25 protein-coding genes are annotated in these 25,617 nt (G+C 72.7%); 10 read left to right on the top strand and 15 right to left on the bottom strand.

The genetic code is table 11. The features are described 5' to 3' along the window. Nucleotides 1-71: 71 nt before the first annotated feature. From AC4IJH_RS34675 to AC4IJH_RS34695, 5 genes are all read left to right on the top strand, one after another. The gene (locus tag AC4IJH_RS34675) at nt 72-1,436 is read left to right on the top strand and encodes an extracellular solute-binding protein (protein ID WP_490855957.1); all 1,365 of its coding nucleotides are present in this window, start codon (nt 72-74) and stop codon (nt 1,434-1,436) included. A gap of 96 nt (nt 1,437-1,532) precedes the next feature. Continuing rightward, nucleotides 1,533-2,504, top strand: coding sequence for a carbohydrate ABC transporter permease (locus tag AC4IJH_RS34680; protein ID WP_490855935.1), 972 nt, complete (start codon nt 1,533-1,535; stop codon nt 2,502-2,504). Next, entirely contained in the window at nt 2,501-3,349 is an 849-nt protein-coding gene (locus AC4IJH_RS34685; protein ID WP_490855936.1) for a carbohydrate ABC transporter permease, read from the top strand. The genes AC4IJH_RS34680 and AC4IJH_RS34685 overlap by 4 nt, the downstream gene beginning before the upstream one ends. Before the next feature lie 47 nt (nt 3,350-3,396). After that, entirely contained in the window at nt 3,397-4,353 is a 957-nt protein-coding gene (locus tag AC4IJH_RS34690; protein WP_490855937.1) for a carbohydrate kinase family protein, read from the top strand. Beyond that, the gene (locus tag AC4IJH_RS34695) at nt 4,353-5,666 is read left to right on the top strand and encodes an alpha-glucosidase/alpha-galactosidase (RefSeq protein WP_490855938.1); all 1,314 of its coding nucleotides are present in this window, start codon (nt 4,353-4,355) and stop codon (nt 5,664-5,666) included. Before AC4IJH_RS34690 ends, AC4IJH_RS34695 begins: the two co-directional genes overlap by 1 nt. A 16-nt stretch (nt 5,667-5,682) precedes the next feature. Here AC4IJH_RS34695 and AC4IJH_RS34700 read toward each other — a convergent pair whose 3' ends face one another. Next, the gene (locus AC4IJH_RS34700; RefSeq protein WP_490855939.1) at nt 5,683-6,129 is read right to left on the bottom strand and encodes a GNAT family N-acetyltransferase; all 447 of its coding nucleotides are present in this window, start codon (nt 6,127-6,129) and stop codon (nt 5,683-5,685) included. A gap of 45 nt (nt 6,130-6,174) precedes the next feature. Then, nucleotides 6,175-7,644 carry an aminotransferase-like domain-containing protein gene (locus AC4IJH_RS34705; protein WP_490855940.1) on the bottom strand — a complete coding sequence of 490 codons (1,470 nt, stop codon included), beginning with the start codon at nt 7,642-7,644 and terminating at the stop codon, nt 6,175-6,177. Here AC4IJH_RS34705 and AC4IJH_RS34710 point away from each other — a divergent pair. Together AC4IJH_RS34710 and AC4IJH_RS34715 are read left to right on the top strand one after the other, a co-directional pair. Next, nucleotides 7,643-8,599, top strand: coding sequence for a DMT family transporter (locus tag AC4IJH_RS34710; protein ID WP_490855941.1), 957 nt, complete (start codon nt 7,643-7,645; stop codon nt 8,597-8,599). The genes AC4IJH_RS34705 and AC4IJH_RS34710 overlap by 2 nt on opposite strands. Before the next feature lie 116 nt (nt 8,600-8,715). Next, the gene (locus tag AC4IJH_RS34715) at nt 8,716-8,913 is read left to right on the top strand and encodes a DUF1918 domain-containing protein (protein ID WP_490855942.1); all 198 of its coding nucleotides are present in this window, start codon (nt 8,716-8,718) and stop codon (nt 8,911-8,913) included. Between the two features lie 61 nt (nt 8,914-8,974). On the opposite strand, the gene AC4IJH_RS34720 is transcribed toward AC4IJH_RS34715, so the two are convergent. Next, nucleotides 8,975-10,222, bottom strand: coding sequence for a glycoside hydrolase family 10-like protein (locus AC4IJH_RS34720; protein WP_490855958.1), 1,248 nt, complete (start codon nt 10,220-10,222; stop codon nt 8,975-8,977). Nucleotides 10,223-10,463: 241 nt separating this feature from the next. On the opposite strand from AC4IJH_RS34720, the gene AC4IJH_RS34725 reads away from it, so the two are divergent. Together AC4IJH_RS34725 and AC4IJH_RS34730 are read left to right on the top strand one after the other, a co-directional pair. Then, nucleotides 10,464-11,345, top strand: coding sequence for a 3-hydroxybutyryl-CoA dehydrogenase (locus tag AC4IJH_RS34725; protein ID WP_490855943.1), 882 nt, complete (start codon nt 10,464-10,466; stop codon nt 11,343-11,345). A 417-nt stretch (nt 11,346-11,762) separates the two neighbouring features. After that, a complete protein-coding gene (locus AC4IJH_RS34730) occupies nt 11,763-12,032 on the top strand; it encodes a hypothetical protein (RefSeq protein ID WP_490855944.1) in 270 nt (89 codons plus the stop codon). Nucleotides 12,033-12,058: 26 nt separating this feature from the next. On the opposite strand, the gene AC4IJH_RS34735 is transcribed toward AC4IJH_RS34730, so the two are convergent. The 10 genes from AC4IJH_RS34735 to infC all read right to left on the bottom strand — a co-directional run bounded on the left by AC4IJH_RS34735 (nt 12,059) and on the right by infC (nt 23,059). Continuing rightward, entirely contained in the window at nt 12,059-12,589 is a 531-nt protein-coding gene (locus tag AC4IJH_RS34735; RefSeq protein ID WP_490855945.1) for an NUDIX hydrolase, read from the bottom strand. 49 nt (nt 12,590-12,638) lie between these two features. Beyond that, nucleotides 12,639-13,976, bottom strand: a complete 1,338-nt coding sequence (locus AC4IJH_RS34740) for an NsdA family TPR-like regulatory protein (RefSeq protein WP_490855946.1) — start codon at nt 13,974-13,976, stop codon at nt 12,639-12,641. Nucleotides 13,977-14,146: 170 nt separating this feature from the next. Next, nucleotides 14,147-15,370 (bottom strand): PP2C family protein-serine/threonine phosphatase, encoded by a 1,224-nt coding sequence (locus AC4IJH_RS34745; protein WP_490855947.1) that lies wholly within the window; start codon nt 15,368-15,370, stop codon nt 14,147-14,149. A gap of 229 nt (nt 15,371-15,599) precedes the next feature. Continuing rightward, nucleotides 15,600-18,128: a phenylalanine--tRNA ligase subunit beta gene (pheT, locus tag AC4IJH_RS34750; protein WP_490855948.1), complete on the bottom strand. Its 2,529-nt coding sequence runs from the start codon at nt 18,126-18,128 to the stop codon at nt 15,600-15,602. Next, nucleotides 18,128-19,264 (bottom strand): phenylalanine--tRNA ligase subunit alpha, encoded by a 1,137-nt coding sequence (gene pheS / locus AC4IJH_RS34755; RefSeq protein ID WP_490855949.1) that lies wholly within the window; start codon nt 19,262-19,264, stop codon nt 18,128-18,130. The genes pheT and pheS overlap by 1 nt, the downstream gene beginning before the upstream one ends. Nucleotides 19,265-19,404: 140 nt before the next feature. Beyond that, nucleotides 19,405-20,553: a sensor histidine kinase gene (locus AC4IJH_RS34760; protein ID WP_490855950.1), complete on the bottom strand. Its 1,149-nt coding sequence runs from the start codon at nt 20,551-20,553 to the stop codon at nt 19,405-19,407. Nucleotides 20,554-20,593: 40 nt separating this feature from the next. Beyond that, nucleotides 20,594-21,448, bottom strand: a complete 855-nt coding sequence (locus tag AC4IJH_RS34765) for a TrmH family RNA methyltransferase (protein ID WP_490855951.1) — start codon at nt 21,446-21,448, stop codon at nt 20,594-20,596. Nucleotides 21,449-21,559: 111 nt separating this feature from the next. Beyond that, nucleotides 21,560-21,943 (bottom strand): 50S ribosomal protein L20, encoded by a 384-nt coding sequence (gene rplT, locus AC4IJH_RS34770; protein ID WP_030413047.1) that lies wholly within the window; start codon nt 21,941-21,943, stop codon nt 21,560-21,562. Nucleotides 21,944-22,047: 104 nt separating this feature from the next. After that, a complete protein-coding gene (gene rpmI / locus AC4IJH_RS34775; RefSeq protein ID WP_055574739.1) occupies nt 22,048-22,242 on the bottom strand; it encodes a 50S ribosomal protein L35 in 195 nt (64 codons plus the stop codon). A gap of 124 nt (nt 22,243-22,366) precedes the next feature. Next, a complete protein-coding gene (gene infC, locus AC4IJH_RS34780) occupies nt 22,367-23,059 on the bottom strand; it encodes a translation initiation factor IF-3 (protein WP_490855952.1) in 693 nt (230 codons plus the stop codon). Between the two features lie 358 nt (nt 23,060-23,417). Here infC and AC4IJH_RS34785 point away from each other — a divergent pair, with 358 nt between their 5' ends. Continuing rightward, on the top strand, nt 23,418-23,792 hold the full coding sequence (locus AC4IJH_RS34785; RefSeq protein ID WP_490855953.1) for a DUF1844 domain-containing protein: 375 nt from the start codon (nt 23,418-23,420) through the stop codon (nt 23,790-23,792). 34 nt (nt 23,793-23,826) lie between these two features. Here the strand turns inward: AC4IJH_RS34785 and AC4IJH_RS34790 are convergent, their stop codons facing one another. Together AC4IJH_RS34790 and AC4IJH_RS34795 are read right to left on the bottom strand one after the other, a co-directional pair. After that, nucleotides 23,827-24,585 carry an MIP family channel protein gene (locus tag AC4IJH_RS34790; protein ID WP_490855954.1) on the bottom strand — a complete coding sequence of 253 codons (759 nt, stop codon included), beginning with the start codon at nt 24,583-24,585 and terminating at the stop codon, nt 23,827-23,829. A 145-nt stretch (nt 24,586-24,730) separates the two neighbouring features. Further along, nucleotides 24,731-25,465, bottom strand: coding sequence for an SseB family protein (locus tag AC4IJH_RS34795; RefSeq protein WP_490855955.1), 735 nt, complete (start codon nt 25,463-25,465; stop codon nt 24,731-24,733). Nucleotides 25,466-25,617: the final 152 nt, after the last annotated feature.

The following is a 25,617-nucleotide window of genomic DNA, read 5'->3' on the forward strand; positions in this document are numbered from 1 at the left end:
GTGCTGGGACCCTCTCTCGCAGGCCGGGCGCGGGGGGTGCCGGGCCGACGACGCGATGGAGGTCGCCGGTGGTGGGCGAACGGGCCGAGGGGGCGGGCGCCTCCGGGATACGGCGGCAGGGGCGGCCCGCGCCGTCCCGGCGCCAAATCCTGCGCGGCGGCGCGGCGCTGGCGGCCGGAGCGACGGGCGGCGCGCTGCTCGCCGGGTGCGCGGCGGGCGCGGCCGAGCGGGTGGGGCCGGGCGGCGAGGCGCTGGTGGAGCTGTGGCACGGCCAGTCCGACCTCGGCAAGAAGGCGATCGACGCCCTGGTCGCGGACTTCAACCGCACCCACCCCGGCATCCATGTCGACGCGGGCGGCGGGGGCGTGGTGGCCGACGCCATGCTGCAGAAGGTCACCGCCGCGCTGGCCGCCGGATCGTACCCGGACATCGCCTACATCTACGGCTCCGACCTGGCCCGGATCGCCCGCAGCCCGCGGGTGGTCGACCTCACCTCGGCGCTGCGCGCGGGCCCGGTCCCGTGGGATGCGTACTGGGCGCCGGTGCGCGGCGCGGTCTCCCTCAACGGCAAGGTACGGGCCGCGCCCGCGCTGCTGGACTCGCTGTGCGTGGTCTACAACAAGAAGGTCTTCCGCCAGGCCAAAATCCCCTTCCCCCGCGCGGGCTGGACCTGGGACGACTTCCTGCGGATCGCCCGCCGGCTGACCGACCGCACCCGGGGCGTCTTCGGTACGGGCTGGCCGGCCACCGGCGACGAGGACACCGTGTGGCGGCTGTGGCCGCTGGTGTGGGACCTGGGCGGCGAGGTCATCGCGCCCGACGGGCACAGCATCGGCTTCGCCGACGTGGGCGAGCGCGCCCTGGGCGTACTGGACCGGCTGGCCCGCGACCGGAGCGTCTACCTGGACCCCAAGCCGGGCAGCGAGCAGCTCTACCAGGTCTTCATCGGCGGCCGGATGGGCATGGTGGCCACCGGCCCCTGGCAGCTGCCCGACTTCATCGAGGGCGAGGTCGACTACGGCGTCGTGGAACCGCCGACCTTCAGCGGCCGCCCCTGCACCATCTCCGGCCCCGACACCTGGACCGTCTTCGACAACGGCCCGGCCCGCTCCCGCGCGGCCATCGAGTTCGTGCACTGGCTCAACCACCCCGACCGGGACGTGCGGTGGGACATCACCTTCGGCAGCCTCCCGCTGAGCACCGCCGCCGCGGGCCGGGCCCAGTGGCGCCGGCACGCCGAGCGGACCACGGGGCTGGCGGTGTTCACCCAGGCCCTGCGGACCGCGCGGGTACGGCCCGTGCACCCGGCCTATCCGCAGGTCTCGCAGGCGGTCGGGCAGGCCGTGGTCGGGGTCCTGCTGGGGCGCAGGACCCCCGCCCAGGCGCTGCGCGAGTGCGCGCAGAAGGCGGACGCGGCCCTGTTGATTCCCCGATGACAGGGCCTGCCGACTCCCCGATGACAGGGCCCGGAGCGAAGGAGCGGACCGCGCCGCGGGCCGCGGGCCGCCGTCCGCCGAACAAGGAGGGGCGTCATGCCGTCACTGCCGCGCGCCGTCACGCTTGACCCGCGAAGTGCCGCGGCGGCGCCGCCCCGCCGTCCGCGCACGCGCCGCGCCCGGGCCCGCCGGGAGGCCGGTACCGCCTGGGCGTTCGTCAGCCCCGCGGTGCTGGTCATCCTCGGCCTGAGCATCGTGCCGGTCATCTGGTCGCTGCTGCTGTCCTTCCGCGCCGACGACCTGGTCACACCCGGCCGCTGGGTGGGCGGGGACAACTACCGCGCGCTGGTGCAGGACCCCAACTTCCACCAGGCGGTGGGCAACACCTTCCAGTACGCCGCCCTGTACGTCCCGCTCAGCCTGCTGGGCGGACTGGCCCTCGCCCTGGCGCTGAACCGCCGGATCCGCCTCATCGGCCTGTACCGCACGCTGATCTTCATCCCGTTCGTGGTGTCGGCCGCCGCCCAGGGCGTGCTGTTCTCCTTCATCCTGGACCCGCAGTTCGGCGCGGCCAACTCGCTGCTCAACCGGCTCGGCATCTCCCCCCAGGGCTTTCTCACCGACCCCGACCAGGCCCTGTTGCTGCTGGTGCTGATCTCGCTGTGGAGCGGGGTGGGCTTCTGCGTCGTGGTCTACCTCGCGGCGCTGCAGGACGTACCGCCCGAACTCGTGGAGTCCGCCCGCCTGGACGGGGCGGGGCGGCTGCGCGTCCTTCGGCACATCGTGTGGCCCGCGCTGACCCCGGTGACCGTCTTCCTGCTGCTGTGGCAGTTCATCACCGCGCTGCAGGTCTTCGACCTGGTGTACGTGACCACCAAGGGCGGTCCCCTGGAGTCGACGACCGTGGTCGTCTACTTCGTCTGGGAGCAGGCCTTCCGGATGTTCACCGCCGGGTACGGGGCGGCCGCGGCCTACGTCCTGGCGGTGGCGCTGCTCGCCGCCGGTGCCGCGCTGCACCTGTACCGGCGCCGCCGCACCCGTACGGAGACGGAAGGGGCCCTTCGGTGACCGCTGCCCGGCAGGCGTCCGCCAGAGCGTGGCGGCTGCCCTTCAGCCCCTGGCATCTGCTGCTCGCGCCGCTCGCGCTGTGCTTCGCGCTGCCGCTGGTGTGGCTGCTGCTCAGCTCGCTGATGACCAACGCCGAGATCAACCGCTTCCCGCCCGCGCTGTGGCCCAAGGGCGCCGACTTCGAGGGCTACCGCTACGTCCTGGGCAACGCGATGTTCCCGCGCTGGTTCGCCAACTCTCTGATCGTCTCGGCCACCGCGGTCCTCTCCAACCTGCTGCTCGGCTCGCTGGGCGGCTACGCCTTCGCGCGGATGCGGTTCGCCGGATCCCGGGTGCTGCTGGGGCTGATGCTGGCGACCATGGTCATCCCCTTCCAGCTGACCATGATCCCGACGTTCCTGGTGATGAAGTGGCTGGGGCTGATCGACACCCTGGGCGCGCTGATCGTGCCCGCGCTGGTCACCCCCTTCGCGGTGTTCCTCTTCCGGCAGTTCTTCCTGGCGCTGCCCCGGGAGCTGGAGGAGGCGGCGTGGATCGACGGCTGCTCACGGCTGCGGGTGCTGTACTCCGTGGTGATGCCGCTGGCCCGGCCCGCGCTGGCCACCGTGGCCGTGCTCACCTTCCTGACCACCTGGAACGATCTGACCTGGCCGCTGATCGCGATCAACCACGATGTCCAGTACACGCTCCAGCTGGGGCTGACCACCTTCCAGGGCCAGCACCACAACCAGTGGTCAGCGATCATGGCAGGCAACGTGCTGACCGTACTGCCGGTGCTGCTGGCCTTCCTCCTCGCCCAGAAGACCTTCATCCAGTCGCTGACCTCCAGCGGACTCAAGGGATGACCGGACCCGCCCGCCCTCCTGGGGCCGTGCCGCTTGGAGAGAGAGCCGTGCCGCCTGCCCTGGATCTGCTGGTGATCGGGGACGCCAACCCCGATGTGGTGCTCGGTCCCGTACCGCCCGCACTCCCCTACGGCCAGCGCGAGCAGCTGGTGGAGACCGCGTCGCTGGTGCTGGGCGGCTCGGCGGCCATCACGGCGTGCGGGGCGGCGCGGCTGGGGCTGCGGGTGGCCTTCGCGGGCCGGGTCGGCGACGATCCGGCGGGCGCTTTCGTGCGTACGGCCCTGGCGGCGCGGGGAGTTGACGTACGCGCCCTGGTCACCGACCCGGATCTGCCGACCCCGCTGACGGCGGTCCTCACCCGCGGCGCGGACCGGGCGATCCTCACCGCGCCCGGCTGCCTGGCCGCCACCGGGCCGCAGGACGTGCCCGCCGCACTGCTGGCCCGGGCCCGGCATGTGCACGCGGGCTCGTTCTTCCTGATGCCCCGTCTGGCGGACGCGCTGGGCGAGCTGTTCGCGCGGGCCCGCGGCCACGGCGCCACCACCTCGCTGGACACCAACGACGACCCGGCCGGGCGCTGGGACGGTGAACTCCTGGGCCCCGTACTGAAGTCGGCCGACGTTCTGCTGCCCAACGCGGCCGAGGCGCGGGCGCTGGCGGGCCTCCCCGAGCGCCACGATCTGGCCGAGGCCACCGCGGCGCTGGCCCGGCGCGGCCCCCTGGTCGTCGTCAAGGACGGCGGCAACGGGGCGCTGGCCCACGACGGGGTACGGCCGCTGCGGGTGCCCACCGTCCCGTCCCGGCCGCTGGACACCGTCGGCGCCGGCGACAGCTTCGACGCCGGGTTCCTCGCCGCGCGCCTGCGCGGCCTGGACCTGCCCGCCGCACTGGCCCTGGCCGCGGCCTGCGGCTCCCTGTCCACCCGTGCCCACGGCGGTACGGCGGCCCAGCCCACCTGGGACGAGGCCGCCACAGCCGCTAACTCTCCCCGGGAGAAGCCCTGATGACCTCCGCCCCCAGGATCGCTTTCGTCGGCGCCGGCAGCGTCGTCTTCACCCAGGGCCTGCTGGCCGACCTGTTCGCCTTCCCCGAGCTGGCCGGCGCCCACATCGCCCTGCACGACATCGACCCCGAACGGCTGGCCACCGCCGAGCGCGCCGCCCGCCACATCGCCGCCGCCCGCGGCGCCGGGCCCACCGTCACCGCGCACGCGGAGCGGCGCGCGGCCCTGGAGGGCGCCGACTTCGTCCTGAACACCGTGCAGATCGGGATGAACGAGGCCACCCGCACCGACTTCGCCGTGCCCGCCCGCTACGGCCTGCGCCAGACCATCGCCGACACCATCGGCGTCGGCGGCATCTTCCGCGCCCTGCGCACCTTCCCCTTCCTGCGCGCGCTGGCCGCTGACATCGCCGAAGTGTGCCCTGATGCCTGGCTGTTGAACTACACCAACCCGATGGCGATGAACGTGCTCTATCTGCACCGCGCCACCGGACTGCGCCGGGTCGTGGGCCTGTGCCACTCGGTGTACTGGACCCTGCACGACCTCGCCGAGCTGATCGGCGTCCCGTACGAGGAGATCACCTACCTCGCGGCGGGCGTCAACCACCAGGCGTGGGTGCTGCGCTTCGAGCGCGCGGGCCAGGACCTCTACCCGCTGCTGGACGCCGCCATCGAACGCGACCCCGGGCTGCTGCGCCGGGTCAGGGTCGACATGTACCGCAGGCTGGGCCACTACCCGACCGAGACCAGCGAGCACTCCTCGGAGTACGTGCCCTGGTATCTGCACCACGACAGCGAGATCGAGCGGCTGCGGCTGCCCATCGGCGCGTACCTGGGCATCGTCGAGGAGAACACCGCCGCGTACGAGCGCACCCGCGACGCGCTCGCGGCGGGCGACCCGCTGCCGGTGGAAGGGACGATGGAGTACGCGCCGCAGGTGATCCACAGCCTGGTCACCGGCGCCCCGCGCACGCTCTACGGCAATGTGCCCAACCACGGCCTGATCGACAACCTGCCCGCCGACTGCGTGGTCGAAGTGCCGTGCCTGGCCGACTCCGCGGGCGTGCAGCCGACCCGGGTGGGGGCGCTGCCGCCGCAGTGCGCGGCCCTGAACCGCGCGTACGCCTCGGTCACCGACCTCGTGGTGCGCGCGGCCACCGAGGGCGACCCGCGGCACATCCGGCACGCGGCGATGGCGGACCCGGCGACCGCCGCGGCGCTGCCCGTGGAGCGCATCTGGGACCTGTGCGACGACCTCGTACGCGCCCACGCGGAGCTGCTGCAGCCCGAGCTGAGGGCCGAGCTGGGCCACTGAGCGGGCGGCTCACGGCTCACCCCTGCTTGAGCGCCATCCAGTCCTCGGCGTCCCACAGCGGCTTGAAGCCGAGCTTGGCGTAGACGCCGTGCGCGTCGGAGGTGGTCAGCACGAAGCGGCGCAGGCCGATCGGGGCCAGGTGGTCGCGGACCGCCGCGACCAGGGCGCTGCCCAGCCCCTTGCCGCGCACCTCGCGGTCGATGTAGACGTCGCACAGCCAGGCGACGACGACCCGGTCGGTGACGACCCGGGCATAGCCGACCTGACGGCCCGAAGCCGCTTCGTACAGGCCGAAGTTGAGCGATCCCGCCATGGCCAGATCGTGCTGTTCGCGGGTGCGCTCCTGGGCCCAGTAGGTGTCGGTGGACAGCCAGCGGTGGACCAGCGCCGCGTCCAGGCGGCCCGGGTCGGTGGAGATCTCGTAGCCGTCGGGGAGGCCTGCGTCAAGGGTGTCATCACTCATGGCGGGAGGTTCGCAGAGACGGCGCCCCGCCGTCGAGCCAATTGATCACCGCGCTCGGCGCCGCCCCGTCACCTCCTGGTAGGCGGTACGCAACCGGCGCACCCCTTCGGTGAGTTCGGCGACACCGGCCGCCGCGGCGAAGCTCAGCCGCAGATGGCCCGCGGGGGGCTCGGCGGCGAAGTCGGGGCGGCCGGCCGCGACCGCGACGCCCGCGTGCAGCGCCGCGCCGACCAGCGCCGCCTCGTCCGTGCCGTCGGGCAGCCGCACCCACAGGTGGAAGCCGCCGGGCGGGACGCCGTGCCCGGCCAGTTCGGCCAGCTCGGGCAGCTCCTGGCGCAGCGCGCCGAGCAGGGCCTGCCGGCGCAGCCTCAACTCGGCGCCCATGGCGCGCAGATGGCGGCTCCAGGCGGGCGAGCCGACGAGTTCGAGGGCGGTCTCCTGCAGAGGCCGGGGGACGAAGAAGCTGTCGACGACCTGGATGGCCCGCAGCCGGTCGAAGACCGGGCCGCGGGCGGCCAGCGCGCCCACCCGCAGGCTGGGCGAGGTGGCCTTGGTCAGCGAGCAGACGTGCACGACGGTGCCGTCGGTGTCCTGCGCCATCAGGGTCGGCGCGAGCGCGGGGGCGTCCTCGTGGACCAGGCGGCGCGCGAAGTCGTCCTCGATGACGAACGCCCCGGCGGCGCGGGCCGCCCGCAGCACCGCGCCGCTGCGTTCGGCGGCGAGCGAGGCCCCGGTGGGGTTCTGGAAGAGCGGCTGGCACACGAACAGCCGGGCGCCGCTGGCCCGGAAGGCGTCGGCGAGCAGATCGGGGCGTACCCCCAGCGCGTCCACGGGGACGGGCACCGGGCGCAGGCCCGAGGCGCGGGCGGCGGCCAGCATGCCGGGGTAGGTGGGCGACTCCACCAGTACGGGGGCGCCGGGTGCGGCCAGGGCGCGCAGTGCGGCGGTCAGCGCGCTCTGCCCGCCCGCCGTCACCAGGACGTCGGAGGCCGCGAGCACTCCTGCGGGGCCGCCGATCTCCCGGGCGAACCACGCCCGCAGCTCGGCGACGCCCTCGATCGGGGGCCGCTCCCAGGCGCCGGGCCGCCGTCCCGCCCTGGCCAGGGCGGCGGCCAGGGCCCGCTCGGGCTGCAGGCCGGGGTGCAGATAGCCGCCGTTGAGCTCGATGACGCCGGGCGCGGGTGCGGCGATGGTGGCCAGGACGCCGCTCGCGTCGACGCTGCGCGGCACCTGGTCGCCGGCCGGCTCCGCGCTCAGCGCGATCTCCTGCCAGGAGGTGTCCAGCGGCCGCGCGGCCGGTGCGCGCACCTGCGCGCGGAAGGCCCCGGCGCCCGGCCGGGTGGTCACCAGCCCCTCGGCGGCGAGCTCGGCCAGCGCCCTGGTGACCGTCACCGGGCTCACCCGGTGCCGCTCCACCAGCACCCGACTCGATGGCAGTTTCTCACCGGGAGAGTAGCGGTTCAGCTCTTCTCTCAGGACTTTGGCCAGTTCAGCGACGCTGCTACGCTCTTGCATGACAGCACAAGATAGCGCTACTCCCTCGATGACGATAGCGGTGAGCGGCTCCCCCGCCGACGCCGCCACCGCCACCACCGCGGCGCCCGCCCCCGCTGCGACGGGCCGCGGCACCCTCCTGGCCGCACTGGGCGTCGCCGCCTTCTCCCTGACCTTCCCCGCCACCGCCTGGGCGCTGGAAGGCATGGGGCCGTGGACGGTGGTGACCCTGCGCAGCGTGCTGGCCGCCGCGCTCGCCGGCACCTGTCTGGCACTGTGCCGCGTACGCCTGCCCGAGCGCCGCCACTGGGCGGGCCTGGCCGTCGTCGCCCTGGGCGTCGTCCTCGGCTTCCCGCTGCTGACCACGCTCGCGCTGGGCACCTCCACCACCTCCCACGCGGCGGTGGTCGTCGGACTGCTGCCGCTGACCACCGCGGCCTTCTCCGCACTGCGCACCGGCTCCCGCCCCTCGCGCACCTTCTGGATCGTGGCCTGCGCGGGCGCCGCCGTGGTCATCGGCTTCGCGGTGCAGCAGAGCGGCGGCGCCCCGAGCACCGGCGACCTCTACCTCTTCGGTGCCCTCCTGGTGTGCGCGGCCGGCTACACCGAGGGCGGGCGCCTGGCCCGCCACATGCCCGGCTGGCAGGTGATCGGCTGGGCCCTGATCCTGGCGCTTCCCCTCTCCCTCGCGGGCGCGGCGATCGCCCTGTCCCACGAGCCCCTCCACCTGAGCGCGCACGCGGTGACCGGACTGATCTGGCTGGCGGCCGGATCCAACCTCCTCGGCATGATGGTCTGGTACCGCGGCATGGCCCTGATCGGCGTCGCCAAGGCCAGCCAACTCCAGCTCGCCCAGCCCCTGCTGACCCTGGTGTGGTCGGTGGCGCTGCTCGGCGAACACCTGCCGCCCGAGGCTCCCGTCGCCGCGGTGGCCGTCCTGGTCTGCATCGCCCTCACCCAGCGCACCCGCAGCTGACCTACGCACGCGGGGGTCAATGCCGCCGGTCGGCCGTACACTGGCGGCCACGGAACATCCCTCCCTTGTCAACGCAGTTGGACCTGTTGGTCGGACCTGATAGGAGGCCATCGCCGATGCAAGCGAGTGTGGGAGACCGGCTGCTGGTGCACGGCAGGATCGTGGGGCAGCACGACCGGACCGCCGAGATCATCGAGGTCCTGGGGGACAACGGCTCGCCGCCCTACCGCGTCCGCTTCGAGGACGGCCACGAAACCCTGATGTCCCCGGGTCCCGACACGGTCGTACGCCACTTCGCCGCCGACGAGGAGTGACGCCGAGGACCGGCACACCCACGGGCGGTACCGCGGCGCGGTACCGCCCGTCCTCAGTGCCTCAGCGCGGCGGGCGCACCGGCCACGGATAGTGGTCGGCCACCACCTTCGCCATCGCCCCGTTGCGGTCCGTGGACACCTCTTTGGCCGAGAAGAACACATGGCCGCGCACCGCCGAGTACCCGCGGGCCAGGGTGAGGTGCCTGGACAGCTCGGCCGGGTCCTGCCAGGCGGGCGGCTGCGCCGGATCGCCCGCCTTGTAGAGCGCCTCACCTATGTAGAGACGCACCCTCGTCCCGGCCACCGTCCTCGCCCACCACGGCACGAGCTTGGCGTAGTCGGCCACCTCGAACCCGATGTTCCAGTACACCTGCGGGAGGATGTAGTCGATCCACTCCTCGCGCGCCCACCTGCGGGTGTCGGCGTACAGGTCGTCGTAGGTCTGCACGCCCGCCCGGGTGTCCGAGCCCTCCGGGTCGGTGGCCCGGTTGCGCCAGACCGCGAACGGGCTGATCCCGAAGCGCGCCCGGGGCCTGGCCTGCGTCACCCGGTCCGCCGTCTCCCGCACCAGCCGGTCGATGTTGTCCCGCCGCCAGGCCGCCCGGTCCGGGAAGCCCCCGCCGTGCTCCCGGTAGGCCGCGTCGTCGTCGAAGACCTGCCCGGCCACCGGATACGGATAGAAGTAGTCGTCGAAGTGCACGCCGTCCACGTCGTAGCGCTCCACCGCGTCCAGGATCGCGTCCTGCACGAAGCGGCGGGCCTCGGGCAGCCCCGGGTTGTAATAGAGCCGCCCGCCGTAGGGGACCACCCACTGCGGGTGCAGCCGGGCGGGGTGGGTGGGCACCAGCCGGGACGGGTCGGTGTGGTTGGCGATGCGGTACGGGTTGAACCAGGCGTGCAGTTCGAGGCCGCGCCGGTGGGCGGCGCGCACCGCGAAGCCCAGCGGGTCCCAGCCGGGGTGCTTGCCCTGCGTCCCGGACAGGTACTGCGACCAGGGCTCGTACGGCGAGGGCCACAGCGCGTCCGCGGTGGGCCGCACCTGGAGGAAGACCACATTGAGGCGGCGCGCCACCGCCCGGTCCAAATAGGCCAGCAGCTCGGCCTGTTGGCGCTGCGGCGGCAGGCCGGGCGCCGAGGGCCAGTCCCGGTTGGCGACCGTGGCCAGCCACATCCCGCGCAGCTCCCGGCGCCGCTTGCCGCCCGCCGCTCCCTGGCGGCGCTCCTGCGCCACCGCGTCGCCGGCCGCCAGCATCGCCGAGGCCGCGCCCAGCGCCAGCCCCGCGAAGCCTCTTCGGGTGACACGTGTGATCTCTCTCATGCCCTGCCCCCCTGCTCGTACGGGCCGCATGTCCCATACGTCCCGCTCCAGGACCCCAGAATGCCCGCCCCGGCCCCCGCTGCCTATGGGCGTGCGGAGTAACGTCTGGTGCCGGGTGTGCGCCCAGAACCTGATCCATTGGACAGGCCCTGAGTTCCCCCCGACGGTCGGCGCCGGCGCCACGCGGCGCCGAGCCGGTCCCCAAGAGCAGCGGATCAGCGAAAGGCACGAGGTGACGGACCCGATTTCCGGCTTTGCCGATATTGCACGCGTCGGAGTGGTGGGCTGCGGTCAGATGGGTGCGGGCATCGCCGAGGTGTGCGCCCGTTCCGGCCTGGACGTCAAGGTCGCGGAGACCACCGGCGAGGCCCTGGAGCTGGGCCGTACCCGCCTGACCAACTCCCTGGGCAAGGCCGCCGAGCGCGGCAAGATCACCGAGGAGGAGCGGGACGCGACGCTGGGCCGGCTCAGCTTCACCACCGACCTCGGGGAGTTCGCCGACCGCGACCTCGTCATCGAGGCCGTGGTCGAGAACGAGCAGGTCAAGACCGAGATCTTCCAGGTGCTGGACCAGGTCGTGACCCGCCAGGACGCCATCTTGGCCTCCAACACCTCCTCCATCCCGCTGGTCAAGCTCGCCGTCGCGACCTCCCGCCCGGACCGGGTCATCGGCATCCACTTCTTCAACCCGGCACCCGTACAGCAGTTGGTGGAGATCATCCCCGCGCTGACCACCGGCGACGAGACCATCAAGCGCGCCGAGGCCCTGGTGCACGACGTGCTGGGCAAGCACGCCATCCGCGCTCAGGACCGCTCCGGCTTCGTCGTCAACGCCCTGCTGATCCCCTACCTCCTGTCCGCGATCCGGATGTTCGAGTCCGGCATCGCCTCCCGCGAGGACATCGACAACGGCATGGAGATGGGCTGCGCCCACCCGATGGGCCCGCTCAAGCTCGCGGACCTGATCGGCCTGGACACCGTCGCCTCGGTCGCCGACTCGATGTACGACGAGTACAAGGAGCCCCTCTACGCCGCACCCCCGCTCCTCCAGCGGATGGTCGACGCGGGACGGCTGGGCCGCAAGTCGGGCTCGGGGTTCTACCCGTACGGCTGACCTGGGCAGTTCCCGGCCCCCTCGCGGAACCGGCCGTCCCGGGCCCTGGGGGCCGTTCGCCCGTCGCTCGGGGGAAAGACGACGGGCGAACATCCGGCCGGCGGGCGCCCGATCCGCCGGCGTCGCCCCCGTGGCAGTGCCGAGTCAACTCCCGCGCCGTGAAGGTCGGGACCGTGTGAAGACGGCGACTTGGTGCACGGATTTCACACCCCGTGCGAAGCGCGCACACCCCTGCCGAATGGCTCGTTCCGCGCTTCACACGGGGTGTGCGGGGCGGACCCGCATATTCCCTTCGCACACGCTCCCGCCGTACCGCGCAAGGCAGTTGACTGGTCGGCGTACGCACGAGACGTACGCATGGCTCGTACGCAGACCACAGACGATTCCGCGCGACGGAATACGGAAGAGGAGCGGACCGTGACCGCCCACCCTGACCCCGGCCTCGCAGCCGACAACGCCGCCGAGAACGTGGCGGAACTCAAGCGCTGCCTCGATGTACGCACCGCCCGTGTCGACGGGCACCTGGCGCTGCTGGTCCAGCGCTCCGAACAGAACGAACGTGACGCGGGCGACCTGCACGCCCGCGTCACGCGGCTGGAGCACGGCCGTTGGCCGCTGCCTTCGATCGCCGCTCTCACGGGGCTGGCGGCGTTGTTGATCGCCATCTGGCAGGCGATGGGGCACTAGGCGTACGCGCCGGCCCGCCCGTCCGGTCAGCCCAGCCGGATGTGGTGCAGGAGCATCAGCGCGGCCGCCATGTTCGCGGCCGGCACCTCGCCCCTGGCGATCATGTCCGGGACGAGCTTGAGCGGTACCCACTCGCGTCGGTCGGACTCGAAGTCGTCCTCGGGATCGCCGACGTAGACGCCCTGGTCCGACCAGTAGATGTGGTGCCGGGCGTCGGTGAGGCCATTGGAGGGTTCCACCGACAGGAGGTGCTTGAGGGGACCGGGACGCCACCCGGTCTCCTCCTCCATCTCGCGGGCCGCGGCGACGGCGATGTCCTCGCCGTCCTCCACGACTCCGGCGGCCAGCTCCCATCCCCAGTTGTCGGTGATGAAGCGGTGCCGCCACAGCAGCAGCACCTCGTTGGCCTCATTGACCACCGTGGCCACGGCGACCGGCCGCAGCCGGATCAGATAGTGGTCGAGGTGACGGCCGTCGGGGAGTTCGACGTCAGCGAGATTGACCCGGAACCATCGGTTCTCGTACACGGTCTGCTCCCTGAGATTCTTCCAGCGCATGTAACTGCCACCTTCCGCCGTTGAGATGGCAAGTTGACACGGGCCCTGTTCACAGCGGAACGCGCAGCGCCTCGTCGATCAGATCGGCAGCCTCGTCGGTCGCGCTGCTTCCGGTTTCGGCCAGGTGCTCGCGCACCGCCCTCAGCCGGTCCCGTAGCCGTTGCGACTCCATTCCCCGCGCCTGCTCCGTCATCTGAGCGGCACTGGCCACGGCTTGGTCCGCGTCCCCTTGCCGCAGCTCGATATGAGTGAGCATGGCCAGCCGGTGAACCCGGCCACGGTCATGCGCGGGGGTGCCCACAGCGGCGGTGGCCTGCTCCCGTGCGGCCCGTAGATCACCCAGGCTGAGCAGGGCCTCCGCCACTTGTACGTTCACCAGGCCCGGCTGGACGTACCCGGTCTCGTCGGGCTCCAGGCCGGGCCGTATCTTCTCCGCAGCCGCCTCCGCACGCCCGATGCACGACAGCGCGCTCGCGCCGTCACCGAGGCGCGCGTACGCCTTGGCCTGCATCGCGTACAGATCCGCCGCGAGCGCCGCGGTGATGTGCGGCCCCGCGGCCCGCACAGCAGCCTCCGCGAAGGCGACCGCCTGGCGGTATTCGCGTGTGAAGAGCGACTGGTTGACCAGCAGGGCGATGACATAGGCGCCAAGGCCTCTGTCCCCGCTGGCCTTTGCCAGCCGCAGCGCCTGGTGGAAATAGCGCTGGGCCAGCCCCAGGGCGTCCGAGTCGTATGCGCAGATCCCCGCGATGGCCACCAACCCGCCGGTAGCGCGGTGGAGTTGACGGCCGGTCGCGTCGGTGTAGCTGCCCCGCAGCAGCGGCGCCGCCTCGGTGTTCAGGAACCCGACGATGCGTGCTCGTGTAGCGATACCACCCGCCTTCCGGTACATCTGCTCGTAGTGGCTGCGGGCCGCGCGCAGCATCTCTATGTCGGCCATGCTCACGCGCGTCAGGCCGTGCCGGGAGACATCGGAGTCCTCGGGAGGGTTCTCCCACTCCCACACGGGGATGACCGCCGAGGTGCCGGTGAGCGCCGGGGCCGACAGGATGTGCGGGCGCTGCTGCTCGTCGGAGCGCCACAGCGCGGTGGCGCGCTCGACGAAGCCCGACAGCGGGGTGTCCGGGGCACGGCGCACACCGGGGCGGCTGAGCCCGATGTCGTCCAGGCCGACCGCGCGGTGCAGCCGCTCGCCGAGGATCTCGCAGATCAGGTCCGGCACCTGGCCGCGTGGCCGCTGGCCCTTCAGCCAGCGGGCCACCGCCGTATGTTCGTATCTCAGGACCAGGCCGCGGCGCCGGCCGAGCTGGTTGATGTGCGCGGCCAGCCCGGCGTGCGAGATTCCCGCCTCGTCCAGGATCGCGTCGAGCAGGGTGTTGGGCTCCATGCCGCCCTCCCGGTGAGCGCGAGTGCCCCGACCGGGCGCCGGCCCACGGACTCGATGTCCCGATGGCGGCCCGCCGCAAGGGACTTGGGCCTTCCCGCGGCGTACCGCCTCTTGCAGATCAGCGTAGTCAAGCGGACTTCACACGGGGTGTGAAGCCCGCGCGCCGCCCCTCACTCCGCCCGGCCCGCCTGTACGCGCCCCTGTCCGGCCAGCCGCCCGGTCGCCGCCTGTGCGGGGACCCGCAGCAGGTCGTTGCTGAGCGCGAGGACGGCGACGTCGTCGGTCAGGCGCCCTCCGGTGTGCCGCAGCAGCGCCGCGCGCACGCCCTCCACCAGCGCGGCCGGGCGCACCGGCGGCGGCGCGGAGCGCAGGCAGGCGCGCAGCACATCCGCCAGCGGGAAGAACTCCCCTGCCGTATCGCGCGCGTCGGCCGCCCCGTCGGTGTGCAAGAAGAGCACCTCCCCCGCCCGCAGCCGCGCGCAGCGCACCAGCGGCAGCTCGTCGGGCAGCGGGAACAGGCCCAGCGGCGGCATCGGCTCCTCGGCCGCGAGCGCGGTCACCGCGCGGCCGCCGATGCGGTACGGCCAGGGGTGGCCGCAGTTGAGAGCGGTGATCCTCCGGGAGCCGTCGGAGGCGACCTCCATCAGCAGCACGGTCACGAACTCCTCGGACAGCCGGCCCTCCGCCTCGGCCTGCTCGCCGCGCACTCCCTCGCTCAGGTGCCGGTGCAGCGCGCGCTCCAGGCGGCGCAGTACGCCGCCCAGTTCGGGCTCGTCGTGGGCCGCCTCGCGGAAGCTGCCGAGCACCGCGGCGACCGTGCCGATCGCGTCCAGGCCGTGTCCGCGCACATCCCCGATGACCAGGCGTACGCCGTGCCGGGTGGCGACGACTTCGTACAGGTCACCGCCCACGGTGGCGCCCTCGCTGGCGGAGAGGTGGTCGGCCGCGACAACGATGCCATCGACGCGCGGCGGAAGCGGGCGCAGCACGACCCGCTGCGCGGCGGCGGCGACTTCCCTGGTGCGCTCCAGCTCGCGGATCAGCCGCAGCCGACGGCCCGCCGTCAGATAGCTGGCGCCGACGATGACCAGGATCGCGCAGCAGGTGCCCAGGCGGGCGGCGGGATCGGGGCCGGGGCCGGGGGCAGTGGCGATGGGCACCAGCGCGAGCAGGGCGCACAGGCCGCCCAGCACCACGCACTGGCGGCGGCCGGTGCCTGCGCACGCGATGGCCGGGGCGGCGGCGAGGAGCTGGAGGAACTGGCCGCTGGTGGGGCGGAACAGCTCCCAGGTGACCACACCGAGCACCCACAGGCCGGGCAGAACCAGGACGAAGACCCGCCGGGCGCGTGAGGCACCGGCGCGCGCTCCGCCCCAGGCCCAGGTTCGGATCATGCCGACGGTCCCCCTAGCAGCCAGTGAGGCGGTCGGCCCGGCCCTTCCCCGCGGCAACGCGGGCCGCATCGACCGCGTCGATTCTTGCGACCCACCGTGGCCACACGACCACTATGCGCTCCGATCTCACCCGAACGAGTGAGTAGAGCAGGAGCCCGGCAACCGTTGGCTGCCGGGCTCCCTCTTACGCTTCACCCCTCACCGCCGTGGCGGCCCCCGGGGCGGCGGATCACGCTCCGCGCAGGGCGGCTCCCGTGCGCTCGGCGGCGACGGCGACCGCCGCGTCGCGCGCGGCGGAGGCCTCGTCGGCGGTCAGCGTGCGGTCCGGGGCCCGGAACCGCAGCGCGTAGGCCAGCGACTTCTTGTCCGCACCGATCTGCTCGCCGGTGAAGACGTCGAACAGCCGCAGGGACTCCAGGAGTTCACCCGCGCCCTCGCGCAGCGCCGCGGCGACCTCGGCGGCCGGGACCGAGGCGTCCACGATCAGCGCCACGTCCTGGGTGGCCACCGGGAAGGTGGAGATGCCGGGCGCGCGCACCGCACCGGTGGAGGCGCGCTCCAGGCGGTCCAGGTCGATCTCCATCGCGCAGGTGCGCTCCGGCAGGCCGAGCGCCTTGATGACGCGCGGGTGCAGCTCACCGGCGTTGCCGACCAGCACCTCCTCGCCGTCGATCACGGCGAGCAGCGCGGCGCAGCGGCCCGGGTGCCAGGGGGCGTGCTGGTCCTGGCGGACGATCAGCTCCACGCCCGCCTCACGGGCCACGACGCGGCCCGCCTCGACGGCGTCGGCCCAGGTCGCCGGGCGGCCCTTGCCCCACCAGCCGGCCTGCTCGCGCGCACCGGACAGCACGACGGCGGCCCGGCGCGGCTGCTGCGGCAGCGCGGCGTTGAGGGCGGCGATCTCCTCGTCGGTGGGCCGGCGGTCCACGGGCAGCCGGGCGGCCGGCTTCTCGTCACCGGTCGGCCGGAAGACCAGGCCGGTCTCGAAGAGCGCCAGGTCGTGCGAGCCGCGGCCGTCGTTGCGGCGCAGCGCGTTCAGCAGCCCCGGCACCAGGGTCGTACGGAGCGCGGGCTCCTCGTCCGAGAGCGGGTTGACGAGCTTGACCGTGCGGCGGCGCGGGTCGTCCGCCTCCAGGCCCAGCTGGTCCAGGACCGCTTCCCCGATGAAGGGGTAGTTCAGCGCCTCGACGTAACCGGCCCCGGCCAGCGCGCGGCCGACCCGGCGGTGCAGACGCTGACGCTCGGTCAGGCCGCGCCCGGCCGGCGGCTGCGGCAGCGTGGCGGGGAGGTTCTCGTACCCCTCCAGCCGGATGACCTCTTCGGCCAGGTCGTTGGGGTCGGTCAGGTCGGGCCGCCAGGACGGCACGGTGACGACCAGCTCGTCCTGGCCGTAGACGTCGCAGCCGACCTGCTGGAGGCGGCGTACGACGGTCTCGCGGCCGTAGTCGACACCGGCGACCCGGTCGGGGTGGTCCGCGCTGATGGTGATGGTGCGCGGGCCCCTGGGCGCCACGACCTCGGTGACCCCGGCCTCCGCGGTGCCGCCCGCGAGCAGCACCAGAAGGTCCACGGTGCGCTGGGCGGCGGCGGAGGTCGCCTGCGGGTCCACGCCGCGCTCGAAGCGCTTGGACGCCTCGGAGGTGAGCTTGTGGCGCCGCGCGGTGCGGGCGATGGAGACCTCGTCGAAGTGCGCGGCCTCGACCACGATCTCGCGGGTGCCGTGGACCTCGCCCGTCTCCGGGTCGGTCACCGCATCGGCGATCTCGGTGTCGGCCCCGCCCATGACGCCCGCCAGCCCGATCGGGCCGCGGCTGTCGGTGATGACCAGGTCCTCGGCGTCCAGGACGCGCTCGGTGCCGTCCAGGGTCGTCAGCTTCTCGCCGGGCTGCGCGCGGCGCACACCGATCGCCCCGTCGATACGGGAGCGGTCATAGGCGTGCAGCGGCTGGCCGAGTTCGAGCATCACGTAGTTGGTGATGTCCACGGCGAGCGAGATCGGCCGCATCCCGGCCTTCTGCAGACGGCGCTGCAGCCAGATCGGGGAGCGCGCCTCGGGGTCGAGGCCCACGACCGTACGGGCCGTGAAGCGGTCGCAGCCCATCGGCTCGGCGATCTCCACGGGGAAGCCGTAGGAGTTGGGCGCCGGCACGTCCAGCAGCGCGGGGTCGCGCAGCGGCAGGCCGTAGGCGGTGGCGGTCTCGCGGGCGACGCCGCGCATCGACAGGCAGTAGCCGCGGTCGGGCGTGACGGCGATGTCCAGGACCTCGTCGACCAGCTCCAGCAGCTCGATGGCGTCGGTGCCGGGCTCGTACTCCGGCGGCAGGACGATGATGCCGCCGCTGCCGTCGTCGCCCATGCCCAGCTCGTCACCGGAGCAGATCATGCCGTGCGAGGTCTTGCCGTAGGTCTTGCGCGCGGCGATCTTGAAGTCGCCGGGCAGGACGGCGCCGGGGAGGACGACCACGACCTTGTCGCCGACGGCGAAGTTGCGCGCGCCGCAGACGATCTCCTGGGACTCGCCGGTGCCGTTGGCCTGGCCGACGTCCACCGTGCAGAAACGGATGGGCTTCTTGAAGCCCTCCAGCTCCTCGATGGTGAGGACCTTGCCCACCACGAGGGGGCCCTTGAGGCCCGCGCCGAGCTGTTCGACCGTCTCGACCTCAAGGCCGGCGGCGACGAGCTTGTTCTGCACGTCGCGGCCGGTCTCGGTGGCCGGCAGGTCGACGTACTCCCGCAGCCAAGAAAGCGGGACCCGCATCAGATCTCCATCCCGAAAGGCCGGGTGAAGCGCACGTCACCCTCGACCATGTCTCGCATGTCCTCGACGTTGTGGCGGAACATCAGCATCCGCTCGATGCCGAACCCGAAGGCGAAGCCGCTGTACTTCTCCGGGTCCACGCCGCAGGCGGTCAGCACCCGCGGGTTGACCATGCCGCAGCCGCCCAGCTCGATCCAGCCCTCGCTGGAGCAGGTGCGGCAGGGGTTGTCCGCGTCGCCGACGGAGGTGCCACGGCAGACGTAGCAGACCATGTCCATCTCGGCGGACGGCTCGGTGAAGGGGAAGTAGTTCGGACGCAGCCGGGTCTGCATGCCCTCGCCGCCGAACAGCGCCTTGACCATGTGGTCCAGGGTGCCCTTGAGGTCGGCCATGGTCAGGCCCTCGTCGATGGCCAGCAGCTCGACCTGGGTGAACACCGGGGTGTGGGTGGCGTCCAGCTCGTCGGTGCGGTAGACGCGGCCCGGGCAGATCACGTACAGCGGCGGCTCGCGGTCCAGCATGGAGCGGATCTGTACGGGCGAGGTGTGCGTGCGCAGCACGACGCCCGACTGGTCCTCGCCCGCCGCCGCGTTCTCGGGGTCTTCGACGAAGAACGTGTCCTGCATCGTGCGGGCCGGGTGGTCGGGCGCGATGTTCAGCGCGTCGAAGTTCAGCCACTCCGACTCGACCTCGGGGCCCTCGGCGACCTCGTAGCCCATGGCCACGAAGATGTCCTCGATGCGCTCGGACAGGGTGGTCAGCGGGTGGCGGGCGCCGCCCTGGACGCGGTCGTGGGGCAGCGTGACATCCACGGCCTCCTCGACCAGCACCCGGGCGTCGCGCTCGGCCTCCAGCTCTTCCTGGCGGGCCTTGAGGGCCTGGCTCACCTGGCCGCGGGCCTGGCCCACGCGCTTGCCGGCCTCGGCCTTGGCCTGCGGCGGCAGCGCGCCGATCTCGCGGTTGGCCAGGGCGAGCGGCGAGGCGCCTCCGGTGTGCGCGACCTTCGCCTCGTGGAGGGCCTCGAAGTCCCCCGCGGCGGCGATGGCGGCCAGCGCCTCGTCGCGCATCCGCGCGACCTCTTCCGGTTTCAGGGCCTCGACCTCGACAGGGTCGTACGACTTATTGGGTGCGGACATCTCTTCCCGTGCTTCCGATGGTCTTGGCGCGCGGCTTGCCCCCGACGCTTGAATGCCAAAGGTGCCAAAAGTGCAGTCTACGGGGCACCGCGGCCACGTCTCACCGGCGCCCCAGGCCACAGGGAGCCCGTCGGTGCCGTTCAGGCCATGAAGGCCGGGGCCCCGACGGGCAGGCTAAACCGGAACTGCGCGCCGCCGGCCGGCGCCCGGCCGACCGTGATGCTGCCGCCGTGCGCCTCGACGATGCCCTTGACGATGTACAGGCCCAGGCCCGTGCCGCCGCGTTTGCTGCCCCGCCAGAAGCGGGTGAAGACACGGCTCATCGACTCCTCGGGAATGCCGGGGCCCTCGTCGCTCACGGTGACGCTCGTCCCTTCCGCGCAGGTGGTCGTCGCTGCTGGTCCTACCTCGATGGTGACCGTTCCCTCTCCGTGGCGCACCGCATTTTCCAGCAGATTGCCCAGCACCTGATCGACCTTGTCCGGATCCGCCCACAGATCGGGCAGCGGCTCACACATCCTGATCAGGAAGCGGTCGGGCTTCTGGCCCGCGGTGGTCTGCGCCTGGACGTGCCGCCGTACCGCCGCGATCATGTCCACCCGCTGGCGGCGCACCTCCAGGCGGCCGGAGTCGATACGGGAGATGTCCAGCAGCTCGGCGATGAGGCGGGTGACGCGGTTGGCGTCGGCGTCGACCGTCTCCAGCATCAGCCGCTTCTGGTCGTCGGTGAAGCGCTCCCACTTCTGCAGGAGCGTGGCGGTGAAGCCCTTGACGGAGGTCAGCGGGGAGCGCAGTTCATGGGCGACGGTGGCGATCAGCTCGGCGTGGCTGAGCTCGGTGCGGCGCCGGGCCTCGGTGCCGCGCAGCGCGATGACCAGGCGGTGTACGGGGCCGGTGGGGCGGGTGCGCACGTAGCGGGCCGAGACCAGCACCTCGCGCCCGCCCAGCAGCAGATTGCGCTCCGGCTGGCCGCTGCGGATGGCCAGGCCGCCGTAGGGGTCGGTCAGCTGCCACCAGCGGCGGCCCTCCAGGTCCTGCAGCGGCAGCGCCCGCTCCAGGGAGCTGCCGAGCGCCTCGCCCGGATCGATGCCGGTGATACGGGCGGCGGCGGCGTTGAAGCAGATGACCTGTCCGCTCTCGTCGGCCACGACCAGGCCGTCGGGCAGGTCGTCGGGGGCGAGCCCGGCGCCCGCCGGGAGGGGCCCGCTTAACGTGGGCGGCCCGTCGCCGGACGCGCCGGGCGGGCCGATGCCGGAAACGACTCTGGTGCCGGAAGTCCTCACACTCATCCCCGCTCCCCCTTCCCGGCCCCCTGGGCAGGCAACCCTACTAGTGGGAAGCGGCGGAGCGGCACCCCGTGGCCGAGCGCTGGGCGCGGGCGGAGGCGTACAGGCAGACCGCGGCGGCGGTGGCCAGGTTGAGGCTCTCGGCCTTGCCGTGGATGGGCACGCTCACCACGGCGTCGGCCAGCGCACGGGTCTCCTCGGGCAGGCCCCAGGCCTCGTTGCCGAAGATCCAGGCGGTCGGCCCGCCCATGCTGCCCTCGTCCAGCTCGGCGTCCAGGTCGCGCTCGCCCCCGCCGTCGGCGGCCAGGATGCGCACCCCGGCGCCCTTCAGCCCCGACACGACCTGCTCGACGGGTACGCCGACGGCGACCGGGAGGTGGAAGAGCGAACCGACCGAGGCCCGTACCGACTTGGGGTTGTACAGGTCCACGGAGGCGTCGGTGAGCACCACGGCGTCCGCGCCCGCCGCGTCCGCGCAGCGCAGGACCGTACCGGCGTTCCCGGGGTCGCGTACGTTGGCCAGCACCGCGACCAGCTTGGGCCGGGCGGCCAGGATCTGCTCGAAGGGCGAGTCCAGGAAGCGGCAGACACCGACCAGGCCCTGGGGCGTGACGGTCTGGGAGAGCTCGGCGATGGTCGCCTCGTCCGCGAAGTGCACCGGCACCCCCGCCGCGTGCGCGGCCGCCACGATGCCCTCGTGCCGCTCGGCGGCCTCGACGGTGGCGAACAGCTCGATGAGGGTCGGCTCACCGCCGCTGCGGTGCTCGATGGCCTCGCGTACGGCCTGCGGGCCCTCGGCGATGAACCGGCGCTCCTTGCCGCGGAAGTTGCGGCGGGCCAGCCGCCGGGCGGCGGCGACGCGCGAGGAACGCGGGGAGATCAGCTCGGGGGTGCCCATGGGCGGCGGCTCACTTCTTGGTGTCTGGTGCGGTCGTGCGGGGGTGCAAACGGCGGCGGACCCGCAGGCCGGGGCCTGCGGGTCCGTGCAACAACTGCCTCAGGCCGAAGTTCAGGCGGCCTTCGGGGCGTTGACGTCGCTCGGCAGCGCCTTCTGGGCCACCTCGACCAGCGCGGCGAACGCGTTGGAGTCGTTGACCGCGAGGTCGGCCAGGATCTTGCGGTCCACCTCGATGTTGGCGGCCTTCAGACCCTGGATGAAGCGGTTGTAGGTCATGCCGTTGGCGCGGGCAGCGGCGTTGATGCGCTGGATCCACAGCTGACGGAAGTCGCCCTTGCGCTTCTTGCGGTCGTTGTAGTTGTAGACGAGGGAGTGGGTGACCTGCTCCTTCGCCTTGCGGTACAGGCGGGAGCGCTGGCCGCGGTAGCCGCTGGCCTGCTCGAGGATCGCCCGGCGCTTCTTGTGGGCGTTGACTGCCCGCTTGACGCGTGCCACTTGTTAACTCCTTGTAGCTGGGCCGCGGTTGTCTTCACGCGGCCCGAATCGATTGGGTCCCGGTCCAAGTCCCGCGCCCCACACGGTCGGTGGGGCGCCGGGGCTCACTTGCCGAGAAGCTTCTTGATCTTCTTGGCGTCGCCCGGGGCCATCTCGGCGTTGCCGGTGAGGCGACGCGTCACGCGGGACGACTTGTGCTCGAGCAGGTGGCGCTTGCCGGCGCGCTCGCGCAGGACCTTGCCGGAGCCAGTGACCTTGAAGCGCTTGCTGGCACCGCTGTGCGTCTTGTTCTTCGGCATGCGCCGTTCTCTCCTCGTCGGTGACGCTCCCACCGCTGCGTGAACCGGCATGCGGGAGCGCCTTGATGTATCGGTTGTTGTCCGGGGCGGCTGCCCCGGCGATCCCCGGGGCTTGCGCCCTGGATCACGCCTCGGCGGGCTCCTCGGCGGGCTGCTCCTGCTCGGCAGGTGCAGCACCCTGGCGCTCCGCCTTGCGGGCGGCCTGCGCCTCGCGGGCCTCGGCCATCGCCTCGGTCTTCTTCTTGTGCGGACCGAGGACCATGATCATGTTGCGGCCGTCCTGCTTCGGGTTCGACTCGACGAAACCGAGGTCCTGGACGTCCTCCGCGAGGCGCTGCAGCAGTCGGTAGCCCAGCTCGGGGCGGGACTGCTCGCGACCACGGAACATGATCGTGATCTTGACCTTGTCACCCTGCTTGAGGAACCGGACGACGTGACCCTTCTTGGTGTCATAGTCGTGCGGGTCGATCTTCGGCCGGAGCTTCATCTCCTTGATGACCGTGTGCGCCTGGTTCTTGCGCGCTTCACGGGCCTTCATGGCCGACTCGTACTTGAACTTTCCGTAGTCCATGAGCTTGCAGACCGGCGGACGGGCGTTCGCCGCCACCTCGACGAGGTCGAGGTCGTACTCCTGCGCAAGCTCCAGGGCCTTGGCAAGCGGCACAATGCCGACCTGCTCGCCACTGGGACCGACGAGTCGCACCTCGGGGACGCGAATCCGGTCGTTGATGCGGGGCTCGGCGCTGATGGATCCTCCTCGGTAGCACCACGCGACGGCCTGGCGGACTGCCGCGTAACGTCTGTTCGGTGTGACCAACCGCGCCGGTACATGAAAAATGCCCCGACCGGGACACAGGCGGGGCTCCTCAAAAGATCCGGAGCACCGCCGCGGGTCACCGCGGGGCGCAACCTGACCGTTGACCCGCCGGCCCTGGGGCCGGTCCGGGTGGGAGATCGGAGCCTCCACTTGTGGGCCGGGCACAAGCGTGTCCGGCCGGTCGCTCTCTAGGTTACACCAGGTTCACCCGAAGGGTTTCCCTCGCGGAAACGCAGGGGTACGGGCGTACGCGCACGGGCCGGGCCCTCCGGTCGGGAGCGGCCCCTGCACCGCGGCGCCGGACGGGCGGGGCCTAGGCTGAGCGCACCGTAGGCACCACCAGACAGATGTGAGAGCGATGAGCGACGCCACCCCTCAGCAGCCGCAGGACCCCCAGGGGCCCGACTTCGACGCCATGACGCGGGACATCGCGGACGTACCGGCCGTCGAGGTGATCACCACCGTCGCGGTGCACCTGATGAGCTCGGCGGCGGTCAACCTCGGCCTGGCCGAGGAGGGCGAGGCGCACAAGGACCTGGACGAGGCGCGCAAGCTGATCCAGGCACTGGCCGGGCTGGTGACGGCCAGCGCCACCGAGATCGGCTCCTACCACGCGGCGCCGCTGCGGGACGGGCTCAAGTCCCTCCAGCTGGCCTTCCGCGAGGCCTCCGTGGTGCCGGACGAGCCGGGTCAGGGGCCCGGCGAGAAGTTCACCGGGCCGGTCTACGGCTGACGGTCCGCTCCTTGAGGAGGGCGGGGCGCCCAGGTCAGCCCTCGCGCTCCGACTCGACCTGGCTCCCCAGTTCGTCCACCGCCGCGGCCGCCGCGTTCAAAGCGGTCAGCGGCGGGTGGGTGAGCTGGTGGACCAGCGCCGCGATCACCGCGCCGACCAGCGGCGCGATCAGGAACAGCCACACCTGCGACAGGGCCTGGCCGCCCGCGAACAGGGCGGGGCCCAGGCTGCGCGCCGGGTTGACCGAGGTACCGGTCAGCGGGATGCCCACCAGGTGGATCGCCGCCAGCGCCAGGCCGATGGCCAGTCCGTCGAAGCCGAGCACCGCGACCTTGTGGGTCACCGCCAGGACGACGTAGACCAGCAGGAAGGTCAGCACGATCTCGGCGAGGAACGCGCCGCCGAGATTGATGTGCACGGCCGAGCGGTCGGCCCACCCGTTGGTGCCGAAGGCGCCGTCCGTCTTCAGGCCCGGGATCTGCTTGGCCACCAGGTAGAGCAGCGCCGCGCCGACGATGCCGCCCAGCAGCTGGGCGATCCAGTACTCCACCGCCGTACGGACCGTGATGCGGCGGGCCACCAGCATGCCCAGCGTCACCGCGGGATTGATGTGGCAGCCCGAGATCGGGCCCAGCGCGTAGGCCAGCGCCAGCAGGGTGAAGCCGAAGGCCAGCGCGATGCCGAAGGTGCCGATGTACTCGCCGGCCAGCACCGCTGAGCCGACCGCGAAGAACACCAGGAGCAGTGTGCCCAGGAATTCGGATACGACGGTGCGGGTCTCCGTGGTCTCCATGGGTCCCTCCTCGCAATGGATCTTGCTCTGTTCTCGCATTGTCTGCCCGTGGAGGGCGTCGCGCCTGTTGGGGGCGCGGGGGCGGCTGTCGGCGAGGAGGAGCGGAGAGGAGCAGGCAGGAGCGAGGAGGGGCGCGTGGTGAGGGTCAGCGGGTGAAGAGCGCTTCGCCGGGGGCCTCGGTGCGCGGCGGGAGAAGGGCCAGGTCCAGGCCGCGTACGAGGCGGGCGCGCAGCACGTCGTCGGCGGCCAGGGCGGTGGCCAGGCGCTGGGCGACCTCGCCGGCGCTCGCGTCCGGGGCCAGGCCCAGGGCGAGCGTGCCGTCGGTCTCGGCGGAGGGCACGAGGTGGGCGGCGAGCACGGCCTGCTCCTGGGCCAGGACCGCGCGCAGCGCTTCGGTGACGGCCGGGTCGGCGAGCGGGTCGGCACTCGTACGGCCCTCGGCCACGGCGCGCAGGGCGGGGCCGGTGAGCGGGTAGGTGACCGGGCCCGCCAGGTCGATGACCAGGGTGTCGGCCTTCTCGTGGGCCAGGGCCTGCAGGGCCTGGTGCAGGGGCACCGCGACCGGGCGGGCGTCGGGGCGCCAGCGGTGCAGGGTCTCCATGGAGGTGAAGGCCGGCAGGGCGCGGCGGCCGTCCGGGGCCTGGAGGGTGGGTACGGCCATGTCGCTGGTCTTCTCGCGCTTCAGGCCGTCCGGGCCGGTCTCGACCTCGCCGAGGACGGCCACGACGGGAACCAGGAGGCGGGCGTCCTTGAGGGCGGTGAGGAGGCGGGGCTCCTGGGTGCGGTCTTGCGCCCAGGCGGCGAGGGCTTCGGCCAACTGGGGGTCGGCGGAGCCGTTGTCGTCGGAGAAGCCGGGGTCCGGGATGTTCTTTAGGGCCACGTCGCGAGCCTATCCGGCTCGTGGAGCCGGGGTTCACCCCGGTGGTGGTCCGTCGCGCCTGCGGCGGGCGTGGTCCGCTGCGCGGGGCTGTCGGGGTGCGGGGGCGGGGGGGGGGGGGGGGGGGGGGGGGGGGGGGGGGGGGGGGGGGGGGG

Source organism: Streptomyces sp. UF-297 (assembly GCF_058245575.1).